The organism is Priestia sp. YIM B13491 (assembly GCF_042787605.1).
GTDB lineage: Bacteria > Bacillota > Bacilli > Bacillales > Bacillaceae_H > Priestia > Priestia megaterium_E.
Genome location: NZ_JBHZOR010000013.1, coordinates 49,956 through 59,930 on the forward strand (window position 1 = coordinate 49,956; position 9,975 = coordinate 59,930).

A 9,975-nucleotide genomic window follows, 5' to 3' on the forward strand; every position below is an offset into this window, starting at 1 on the left:
AGAAATAAAATTTTATTCTTAATAGGCAAGTTACCTAAAGGAAAATAAAGGCATATGATGCAGTTCGAATAATTTTCGTCTCACACTTAGAATCCTTTTAATTTTATTTTTCACCTTCATCATTTACAAAGTCAAAAAAAGAAAAAACAATCTGTATTGGAAGACAGATTGTTTTTTCTTTTAAAATAGAGATGGCTTTATCGAAGTGGCATTCCTAGAGCCTTCTCTAATACTATTCAAAACCTTTTCAGATGATGAATTCCAATAAAATCCAAAGTACTAGACATATATATATAATGTGCATCTAAAAACCAGAAAAGCTCCCAGGCGGCAGGGAGTTTTTCTGGTTTTTAACAACTGTAAAGCCGTTAGGGAGGGTAACTAATTTACTGGGATTCAATGGAATGGTTCATTCATTCTATGTAAAGTAATCTAAAGGGTTTATATATATCTACAAAAATCTTGATATTTCTATCAGTGTAGAGTATGGGCGAGCATTTTCTCTTTTTATACATATCTTAAAAGTATTAAGCATGTAGGGGGTGGAAATATGGGCTTTGGAGGTTACGGTGGCTGTGGTTATGGCGGCGGTTACGGCTATGGCGGAGGCGGCTGTGGTGGCGGCTTTGCCTTAATCATTGTACTATTCATTTTATTAATCATTATTGGCGCTTCTTGTTTTGGCGGAGGCTTTGGTGGCGGTTGCTAATAATTAAAGATCATCTTTCTTTTAATTATTATTTACCCTTATTTCCCGATTTGAAAAGTTAGCTTTATGCTAGCTTTTTTATACATAGCAACAGCCGATAAGGTACATTATATTAACTAAACATTTATACCATATACAGTTTAAAGAAAGAAAAACCAACCTTTAGGAATCAAAGAATGGTTTTTCTTTTCCCATAAGGGTGGAGAATGATATTTAGGTTTTATTTTCCAAATCTTAAACATTCGTCAATATATTGTGTTAATAGCTATTCAAAATGCATCATTAACATTCACGAACAAATACCGAAACACCAAATACACCTAATCTTTCACTAAATACTTGTTCAAATCCGTTATCAAGTAAGCACTTTACTGCAATTCTATAACTGTCACCTGTTTGTAATAAACGTTGACATGGTCTAGCGCTGCCAATAATAGTTGTTTTTACAATTGTACGTGGTGCTTGTATAACTAAAGGATTTCGCTGCCAAAGGATAGTTACAATGTCAGGAGGTTGAGGGATAGATACATCGCCAGTACCGGTATAATTACTTTTACTAAAATCACTCATGCTAATCACCTCTTTTCTTCTCTGTATTAAATGAACATAAAAGGGGGTTGCTTGTACAAATTTTTAAATAGTTCTGTATAGAAAATACAGTCAAAAAAAGTAAAGAGTTATCTGCTAAGCTTATAAACTTTTTAACTACCTCTACCAATTATCAAAAAGGTATTTATTGAAGCCCTTGAAATACGAAGTCCTGAGTAATTCGTTTAAATTAACTTAATTTAAACAAATTACTCGTCCTCCATTTCCTCTTCTAAATTAAATTCTTTTAGTTTGTTTTTTCCACCCTTGCTGGAAACTTGGCCTTCCTGATTTGCATTTTGCCCACCCTTTTTAGCAATTTGCCCACCTTGATTTGCGTTTTGTCCAGCATTTCCACTAATTTGTCCACCTGTTTCTGCATTTTCATTAACTCCAGCATTTCCACCTTGATTTGCTAGATTATTGTGAATGTTAATGTTAAAACAAATCTTTTCATGTTCTTTATTTTTTTTATGACCATTGTTATTTCCGTATTGGGGGTATGATTTATCTACATAATAGCTATCATCTTCAGGGTTATAGTCCCAATAATACTTTTTTATTGTAATCACTCACCTTTCTATTCTTTCTCTATTAATATACTCATTAACTGAAAAGGTGTTTGTATGCTTGTCCTACTATTTTAAAGTTTTTATTGATGAAATTCTTAGGTATACAATGTAAAGGACTTTACTACTGAAAGGAGACATTATGTTAACTAAGGTTGTATAGGATATACAGTCTGAAAACAACAAAAGCCACTGAACCTAATCAGTAGCTTTTTCTTTCCTCTTAAGGAATGGAGAGTTATCTTATGATGCCTCACCGCGTCTTGTGTACTTGGCTCTAAAACAATTAGAAGGGTGTTAATTTATAATATGCAAAGTAAGAATAAAGGTGAGGACAAGCGCTTGTTTTATGTAAAAATTGTTCTATCTTTGTATCTTTTTCTTAATAAAATTCATTATGTTAACTAATATTCCTCTAAATTAAGTTCGAAAATAAGCTGGTAATTACGGTCAGTTAAGTCGATTTCAATGATTTGAAAATCTTCTCCGTACCAATCCGTTTCAGTAATAATTAATTTGGCTGTAATGAAATAAAATTCATCCGAAAAATGAGGACGGAACTTGTTTCCTACCTCTTTCCCTACTGCCTTGTGCTTTTTGAATTCCCGCAAGTACAATTCCGCATAAAATGGATGGTCTCTCCAAAAAGATCTAGCGTTCTTTTCAACATGTAATTGGATATAGGTATCACGCTCTTTGGTACTCATTTTCCTTATATCGCGAGGGTAGTCTAAAATGTGATCCTCGATAAATGATCTCTTTTCATCATGAAAGAAATCACCATACAGCCCTTCAATCGAAAAATCATCAATATGCGCTCTAATACCAAAATCCTCTTGTTCTTCTAATTCTCGGTTAACAAGAATAGTAAGTACTTCTTTTTCATTCTCAGCTTTAGCAACAGCAAAAAAAGACATACCTGCACTGATGGCAAATAGTTTGGTCACATCGTGCCCCTCCTGAGATTTTAATTTGTTATCTTTCCTATGATATTCAAGATTTCTGTTATAGGCAATTAATAACTAAATAACCTTTTTAATTTTCGTTATTGAATATGGTGATTATATCCTGTGGCAGTTTAATCAACACTCATTCTAGGAGGAAGCTTAATATGCCTAAAACAACGCCTGGATTTAAGCGTTTAAATGCTGATATACCAGAAGAATTGTTTAAGGAATTCGCTAAGAGATGTATTGAAGAAGGTGTAAGCAAAAAAGATTTTCTTGTTCAACTTTTGGAGAAAGAACTCTTTAAAGATTCAAAAAAGTGGAAGAAAATAACAAAAATAAAAGGGCACTTTCCCGGCAAGGAAAGCACCCCATGTAGAACTCGTAAGGACCCTTATTATAACATGGGTTGCCCTTAAAAAACAGGAGGTTCTTATCATGGATCAAACTGAAAAGTTATTGATAGATATTGAAAATGTTTTAAGTGTAGCTTCTGATTCAATACAAGAAGTAGATCGTCTTAAACGTGTTGAAGAATAATGTCAGATGCTTAAAGAAAAAATTTTAAAAAAATAACTTATGTCATCTGAACAAGATGGTTTTGCTCATGCACTTGATGACCATTCTATTACGGAAATGCAAGATATTTTGTTCAAAGAAGAGAACACAATTAAGAATTAGAGACGCAGCATTCTACAAAAATTAAACGTTTCTTCAATGAAAGAAGCGATCGATTTTTATAAAAAAACTACCCAAACTTCTTCTCAAAACCGCACGAATTATCATCAAAAAATCTTTCAAAAACTCATTAAAACTTCATGAAAGTTGAGGAAGCTTAAAGGGGACAGTAGGTCAACATCTGCAAAAAAGTGTAAAAATCAATGTCGCCACTAGGTCAACATTAGGCGTTTTTTTAACTCTTTAGGTCAACAGCAGGTCCACAGACTGGAAGTTTTCGTGGGGTCATTTTTTTGGGACTGAAAACGTTGTTTTGCTAGGCTTTGCCTAGCCCCCACACCTATGGTGGGGGCAAAAACCCCTTATGCTCTTCTCTACTCCTACTGGAAATTTTGCAATTTGATAGAAAAGGAATGATTTCATGGATATCTTTTTACGAAATATTGATCCGGTTGCTATGCAAAAAGTTGATGAACTAGCGAAAGAAAATGAGATGTTTCGCCAACAATTTTTGAAAGAACAATTCGAAGTAATATCTTTTTTTGATGAGCAAGTAGCAGGAGAAAAAAGATTAGAAGCTATCATTGATCAGAACATCGAAATGATGAAACAATGTGCGATATCAATTGAAAAGATGAACGACATTATATATGAACTGATGGGAGATGTAGAGGAGTAATGGAAACACAACGACGTATGATTACACTGGATAAAGAAACGGATCAATACATCCAGGATTATATGGATGAACATAAACTCCGGTTCCCAGGAGAAGCGATTATGGATATCTGTAAAAAGTATCGAGAAGAAAAGAAGAAAGAATGGTCGTTAGATTACATTACGGAAACGGTTAGTGAAAATCTTCATGATGTATTAAATAGTGAACTGAAAAAGATTCGATTAGGAACAAATAGCGCAGATAAGAATACACAAATTCTTATCGAGTTCATGAATGGATTGTATTTTCACCACGGTTATGATGCGATTATGACAACGGATCTTCTAGAACTAGAAGCAACTAAACTTGCCAAAAAAGTTGTAGGTGAACGTATTGTGAATCAACGACAAAAACGGCTGGATAAGGAATACCCTAAAAGCTAAAATAGCCTTTAAGGTTAATATAATTAAGAAATTGGTGAACAGCTTCTGTCATAGAGAGTGTATTCAACTTTAAGATAATTCTTCTTATTTTATTTTTTGATGCCTTTTGAAAATATACAGTAACCAAACAAAAAAACTCCCAGACGGCAGGGAGTTTTTTTGTTTAGTTATAACTACAAATCCATCAGGGAGGTGAACTGACCTGCTGAAATTAAAGGATGGTGAAAGTATGTTCTTTGGAGGCGGCGGTGGTTTCGCTTTAATCATCGTATTGTTTATTTTATTAATTATTATCGGCGCTTCTTGTTTTGGAGGCTTTGCCGGTGGTTGCTAATAATTAGAGATCATCTTTATTTTAATTATCATTTATCATCTTAAAAGGCCAGCTCTATGCTAGCTTTTTTATTTATATTTGCTGCTATATATAGCAATTGCCAATAAGGTACATTATGCCAACTTAATTTTATATGGTATACCGTCTAAAATAGAAAAACCTACTACTCCTGTACAGTAGGTTTCCCCTGTTTAGAATAGGAAATTTTCAGGCGATACCTTACGACGTCTGGGTAGTTTGCTCAAATGATAAAAGGATATTCATAATGGGCAGGTTACTTAAATCTAAATTGGTGCATACTTTTAGGTTTAAGAGTGGTTTTCTTATTATATGATTTGTGAAAAATAGGGATTCTGAAATGGTGTGAATTTTTTTATACAAAATGAAGGTGTATATAATATATCTTAAAAAGAGAGGACTGTTCTATACATAGCTTTTTTTATTATGTACTAAACCTGTTATTTTGGCGGTGGTAATAACAGGTTCAGGGGGTTAGGCACCTTTTCCTTGTACAAGGATACTCCATTCTATGTAAAACTTCTTAAAAAGCTTGTACGATTGTCTGTATATTAATGATTAATTTGAGTTTGTATATTTTAGGCGAGCATTTTTATTACTTGTACATATTATAAAAATATAACGTGCAGGGTGGTGAAGATATGGGCTTTTTCGGTGGTTACGGTGGTGGCTGCGGTTTTGGAGGCGGCTATGGGTATGGTGGTTACGGTGGTAACTCAGGTGGTAGTTTTGCTATTATTGTTGTTCTGTTTATATTATTAGTGATTGTTGGTTGTACTTGCTTTAAAGGTAGTTATTAATAAGTAAGTAAATGAAGTTTATAAGGCTCTTTTCCTCATTAATCCGATGGAATAATGAATTCCATCGGATCCTATTTCTAATAGAATTTTTGTAAGCTAGTTTGATAGATATTTAAATATTAAATTCTTATTTTACATAACAAATAACAAGTCTTAATTTAAACATTCTACTTTTATTTCAAAGGGGATTAACAGCAACCACCATAGCTACCGTATCCATATGGGGATCCATAGCCGTAACCACCATAGCCACCGTATCCATATGGAGCTCCATAGCCATAACCACCATAGCCACCGTATCCATATGGAGAAAGTAAAGAACCGGCTAATAAACCACCAGCTAATCCTCCTACAAAGGGACCACCAAAACCAAAACCAGGTCTTCCAAAGCCGAACCCTGGACGGCCGAAACCGAAACCGGGTCTTCCAAAGCCAAAACCAGGTCTTCCAATAAACCGTTCATCTGCATGGTTTAACTGATTTTCTTGAGAATATAAACTAGGTAAAAAGTGTATTTCTGAATTCATGAGCGAAACCTCCATTTTTCTTATCAAATCAAGAATATGCATTTACCTAGTTTACCTCTTGGGTTAGTGTCCCTGTTTTGTGAAAAATAAGTAAAAAGTAATAGTGTTTTGAAATAAAAACCACAATTTTAAAAACTATTAGGGTCGGGTTTAATACTAGTGATTTTTATTTAAGAATTAAACATGCTCATAAGTGTTTATGGATACATACAATACTTTAGCCCATGTAAATTATGTTCCTACTCCTTTAGTTTTACTCAAACCTTATAAAAGGAGTGATAGTATGTCTAGTTATGGTGGATGTGGACTTGGTGGGGGTTTTGCCCTTCTAATTGTCTTATTTATTCTTCTTGTCATTATTGGATGTAGTTGTTTTAGTGGTGGCTACGGAGGCTTCTGCTAATTCAATAAAAAGCCTTTCAAATGAAAGGCTTTTTACATAGACCCATTTATTTTAAATCCTTTTAATTGTAGGCAAGTTTCTAAAATATTATGAATGCATATGATGAAGTTAGCGTACCCCGCCATTTTATTCTAAGAGCAACCTTTGTTTTTTTGATGTATCCTCGACTAATTAGAAAAACTCCTGATTGTGGTTGAAATCAGGAGTTTTTTGCCGTTCATATCAAAGGATTTGGAGGTTATTGATATGCGTATTGTATAGTATGTCGAAGTGGAAAAATGGTATGGACAAGTATAACTAATTCTTCATGTTCTAAAATATTTTTTCCTATTAATAAGCGTTTTGCTTATACAAAATTTTGTTTTTTTCATAACATGTATTATTCGCATTTGGAGGTGATTTTATGCCAGGAAAGCGTAGTGGTGACCGTCGTACCGGTAGTCGTCGTACTTCTTCTCGTACTCGTTTAGATAATTTTCGAAGAGGAGATCGAATTCAGGTGTTTTCTGCTGGACGACAAATTGATGGCAACGGAATTTTTATTCGTGTAGAAGATGGTTTCTTAGTTTGGAATGATAACTCAGGTAATAGAAATACTACTAGCCTAGAAGGTATTAGCGTTCGTAGATTGAGTAGTGGTAATTGTTACTGATTTTTTGGACGCGCTCTAACCTAATATTAAAAGAAAAGCTCTCTACTGCTTAAGAGAGCTTTTTGAATTAGTAAGATTTTAAAAAGATAGTAGAAATCAAACAATAAATTATATAAGTAGAATTAATTTATTAACATTAAATTTCTGGTTCTTAAATTTTCAAATCTATTTAGGCGAGTGTTTTTATTTTTAAAATGATTCTTATAAGCTATTTTATGGTGCGGCTTCTTGTCTCACCATAAAACAAATTATCGATAGAAAAACAAAAAGCAGCCCTTTAAAAGACTGCTTTTTTTGACGCTATTATAACTTTATCCTCTTAAAAATCTAATTATTGTAACTGAAAATCCTAACTATATCGACACAATATTGTGTTTAAAACACAAATATTCACTAGATAACATTGAACCAGATAAGGGATTTATCTTCAATATCTCCATTATAATTTATAGTAATTTCTTCATCTTTACTAATATCAGTTATAGCATGGATATTGGAATGACGGTGCTAAGCAAATCAGCTTTGATTCGCCCTATGCTGCATATTCTGGTAACTTAATTATGTTTGATGATCCCACTACTAGAATTCGACATCTTGTTTTAAGTGGGGGGGTTATTATGAAGCCACCTTCTTTACTAGCAGGTAGGAGTGGAACTGGGGTGGCCACGACAGATACAAGGTACGTGTACTAATTCTTAAGCTGTATGGCGTAAATAAGGATAGAGCAATATTTTAATGAAAGATATTAATGTTAAGCAAAGAAATTTATTGAAAAAAAGAGAAGGGAATTTAAATTCCTAATCAGACGATTTGAATAAGATGCTTTTAGAAAAATTTTCAAATATGGTACAAGCACCCTTTCGTATTCCTTATTTTTACATACAATAATTAATGATAGAAGTAGAAGCGAGGTGAATTTAATATGAGTAATGATCACTCTTGTAAGAAGAAAAAGCATTTTGAAGAGGAGTGCGGGTGCCGAAAAAAGCATTTTGAAGAGGAGTGCGGGTGCCGAAAAAAGCATTTTGAAGAGGAGTGCGGGTGCCGAAAAAAGCATTTTGAAGAGGAGTGCGAGTGCCGAAAAAAGCATTTTGAAGAGGAGTGCGAGTGCCGAAAAAACCGTTGTAAGAAGATAAGAATTATTAATCTTTGGAAACCTCATCGAGACTAATGAAAATATTTTTAGTAAATTAGATATCTACTTTGCAACTAGTACTAGTATATGAAAAGAGCTAATTTCATAAAAGGTATATTGCATTTTTAGGAAGATAATATTTGAATTACAGATTATAAGCCCATTTATTTGGATATTAAATAAGTAAATAAATAAATAGGGTAGCGAATTTTATTAAAAAGAGAGATTTTTTTCTTTTTATTTGCTGAATTCTTTTAAAAGGTATTGTAGGTAATTATAAAAGCTTAAAAAAGAAATAAACTACCTTTGCCGAACCTACCGAAAAAGGTAGATCTTTGCTCTGGAGACTGATGAGGATTGAATTTTGTATTATACAGGACTCAATCCTTTTAAATTTACTTTTATTAATTTGTGATTTTAAAAAAAGAACTTACGTCTCTAATTCCTGTTGAAAGTGCTCTCTACTCTTAATTCTTTTCTGGGGTAACTGTTTGCCTAAACTATAAAAGATTTAATGAATTATAAGTATAGTATTAAAATGAGAGTAGGTACTTGTCCAAACATTTTTAGGTTTTTTACATAGAATAAATTGTTAGCATTTGTAGAATAAATGTCCCTATGATAGATAGGTATCTCTAAGTAAAGTTTCTATATAGATAAAAAAGAAACTCTTTGTATTAAAAAGGGATTATTTTTTCTAAAATATATAAGTTGCTTAGGATACCTAAGGCTTTTTTAAAAGTTTTTTTGTGCAAATAATATTTTATTATCTATGCTGATAAAGTTAATACCATCGCTATTGTTCCAAGGTACATATGCTGATAGTGGGTGTTTTGTTAAAGGTAACCTGCTTTTCATTTTGTATTATAGTTTATATAGAGGGGCTTCTTAAAGATGTTATTCATGCTAAGAAGCATAAGTATTGTCTATAGATTATTATTGTTTATAGATCTTCCTTCTACCCCCTTGAAAAACTCGATTTATTTCAGAGTTGCCTATTTTTTTATTTATAGGCTTGTGTACAAGCTTTCTTTAAGTTTTTGAATAAAGTATTTTATCCTTGTACAAGGTACCTTTTTCCTATTCAAATCTGTTGCTTATGCCGCCAAAGTGGCAGGTTTTGATAAATAGTAGAGCCCATGGAATCGTGAATTCTGTGGGTTCTGTTGTTTATCAAGGGAAATATTAAAAGGTATAGCCTAATGTGTATTAAATCAGGAGGAGAAAGGTAGTTCTAGAGCTTGATGACATGGATTGAGACATAAATGATAGGGAATACAATGTTTTTTTGTGTAAAATAAAAAACCATTTTCATTTCAAAAATACATTGACTTTAATATACTTTTGATTTATTATTATAAAGCGTCGTTGAGAAACTCGTAGTAACAACAAAACTGAAAAAAATATTGACATTGTGTTAATAACTTGATAAAATTTTAAAGTCGCTTAAGAGCGGCGGTTGAACTTTGAAAACTGAACAAAGCGACAAACGTCAACGTTAATTTTTATTTTTT

At 32.8% G+C, this 9,975-nt stretch carries 13 protein-coding genes; 9 read left to right on the forward strand and 4 right to left on the reverse strand.

Going from position 1 to position 9,975, the window contains the following annotated elements:
• Positions 1 to 550: 550 nt before the first annotated feature.
• On the forward strand, positions 551 to 709 hold the full coding sequence (gene yjcZ, locus ACFX4E_RS25350; protein ID WP_057237973.1) for a sporulation protein YjcZ: 159 nt from the start codon (positions 551 to 553) through the stop codon (positions 707 to 709).
• A 282-nt stretch (positions 710 to 991) separates the two neighbouring features.
• Here the strand turns inward: yjcZ (ACFX4E_RS25350) and ACFX4E_RS25355 are convergent, their stop codons facing one another.
• From ACFX4E_RS25355 to ACFX4E_RS25365, 3 genes are all read right to left on the reverse strand, one after another.
• Positions 992 to 1,279 carry a hypothetical protein gene (locus tag ACFX4E_RS25355; RefSeq protein ID WP_367043174.1) on the reverse strand — a complete coding sequence of 96 codons (288 nt, stop codon included), beginning with the start codon at positions 1,277 to 1,279 and terminating at the stop codon, positions 992 to 994.
• Positions 1,280 to 1,506: 227 nt separating this feature from the next.
• Positions 1,507 to 1,869, reverse strand: coding sequence for a hypothetical protein (locus ACFX4E_RS25360; protein WP_367043172.1), 363 nt, complete (start codon positions 1,867 to 1,869; stop codon positions 1,507 to 1,509).
• A gap of 401 nt (positions 1,870 to 2,270) precedes the next feature.
• Positions 2,271 to 2,813 carry a hypothetical protein gene (locus ACFX4E_RS25365; protein WP_367043170.1) on the reverse strand — a complete coding sequence of 181 codons (543 nt, stop codon included), beginning with the start codon at positions 2,811 to 2,813 and terminating at the stop codon, positions 2,271 to 2,273.
• Positions 2,814 to 2,977: 164 nt separating this feature from the next.
• Here ACFX4E_RS25365 and ACFX4E_RS25370 point away from each other — a divergent pair, with 164 nt between their 5' ends.
• From ACFX4E_RS25370 to yjcZ (ACFX4E_RS25390), 5 genes are all read left to right on the forward strand, one after another.
• Positions 2,978 to 3,232: a YlcI/YnfO family protein gene (locus ACFX4E_RS25370; RefSeq protein WP_367043169.1), complete on the forward strand. Its 255-nt coding sequence runs from the start codon at positions 2,978 to 2,980 to the stop codon at positions 3,230 to 3,232.
• Between the two features lie 680 nt (positions 3,233 to 3,912).
• Positions 3,913 to 4,170 carry a hypothetical protein gene (locus tag ACFX4E_RS25375; RefSeq protein WP_377259952.1) on the forward strand — a complete coding sequence of 86 codons (258 nt, stop codon included), beginning with the start codon at positions 3,913 to 3,915 and terminating at the stop codon, positions 4,168 to 4,170.
• On the forward strand, positions 4,170 to 4,592 hold the full coding sequence (locus ACFX4E_RS25380) for a hypothetical protein (protein WP_377259949.1): 423 nt from the start codon (positions 4,170 to 4,172) through the stop codon (positions 4,590 to 4,592). Before ACFX4E_RS25375 ends, ACFX4E_RS25380 begins: the two co-directional genes overlap by 1 nt.
• Before the next feature lie 229 nt (positions 4,593 to 4,821).
• Positions 4,822 to 4,926, forward strand: a complete 105-nt coding sequence (locus ACFX4E_RS25385; protein ID WP_377259946.1) for a YjcZ family sporulation protein — start codon at positions 4,822 to 4,824, stop codon at positions 4,924 to 4,926.
• A 659-nt stretch (positions 4,927 to 5,585) separates the two neighbouring features.
• Positions 5,586 to 5,744 carry a sporulation protein YjcZ gene (yjcZ, locus tag ACFX4E_RS25390; RefSeq protein WP_082603808.1) on the forward strand — a complete coding sequence of 53 codons (159 nt, stop codon included), beginning with the start codon at positions 5,586 to 5,588 and terminating at the stop codon, positions 5,742 to 5,744.
• 188 nt (positions 5,745 to 5,932) lie between these two features.
• Here the strand turns inward: yjcZ (ACFX4E_RS25390) and ACFX4E_RS25395 are convergent, their stop codons facing one another.
• On the reverse strand, positions 5,933 to 6,271 hold the full coding sequence (locus ACFX4E_RS25395; RefSeq protein ID WP_377259943.1) for a hypothetical protein: 339 nt from the start codon (positions 6,269 to 6,271) through the stop codon (positions 5,933 to 5,935).
• A 283-nt stretch (positions 6,272 to 6,554) separates the two neighbouring features.
• Here ACFX4E_RS25395 and ACFX4E_RS25400 point away from each other — a divergent pair, with 283 nt between their 5' ends.
• From ACFX4E_RS25400 to ACFX4E_RS25410, 3 genes are all read left to right on the forward strand, one after another.
• Positions 6,555 to 6,674 carry a YjcZ family sporulation protein gene (locus ACFX4E_RS25400; protein ID WP_074684359.1) on the forward strand — a complete coding sequence of 40 codons (120 nt, stop codon included), beginning with the start codon at positions 6,555 to 6,557 and terminating at the stop codon, positions 6,672 to 6,674.
• 403 nt (positions 6,675 to 7,077) lie between these two features.
• Positions 7,078 to 7,326, forward strand: coding sequence for a hypothetical protein (locus tag ACFX4E_RS25405; protein ID WP_098334702.1), 249 nt, complete (start codon positions 7,078 to 7,080; stop codon positions 7,324 to 7,326).
• 922 nt (positions 7,327 to 8,248) lie between these two features.
• Positions 8,249 to 8,497 carry a hypothetical protein gene (locus tag ACFX4E_RS25410; RefSeq protein ID WP_377580001.1) on the forward strand — a complete coding sequence of 83 codons (249 nt, stop codon included), beginning with the start codon at positions 8,249 to 8,251 and terminating at the stop codon, positions 8,495 to 8,497.
• Positions 8,498 to 9,975: the final 1,478 nt, after the last annotated feature.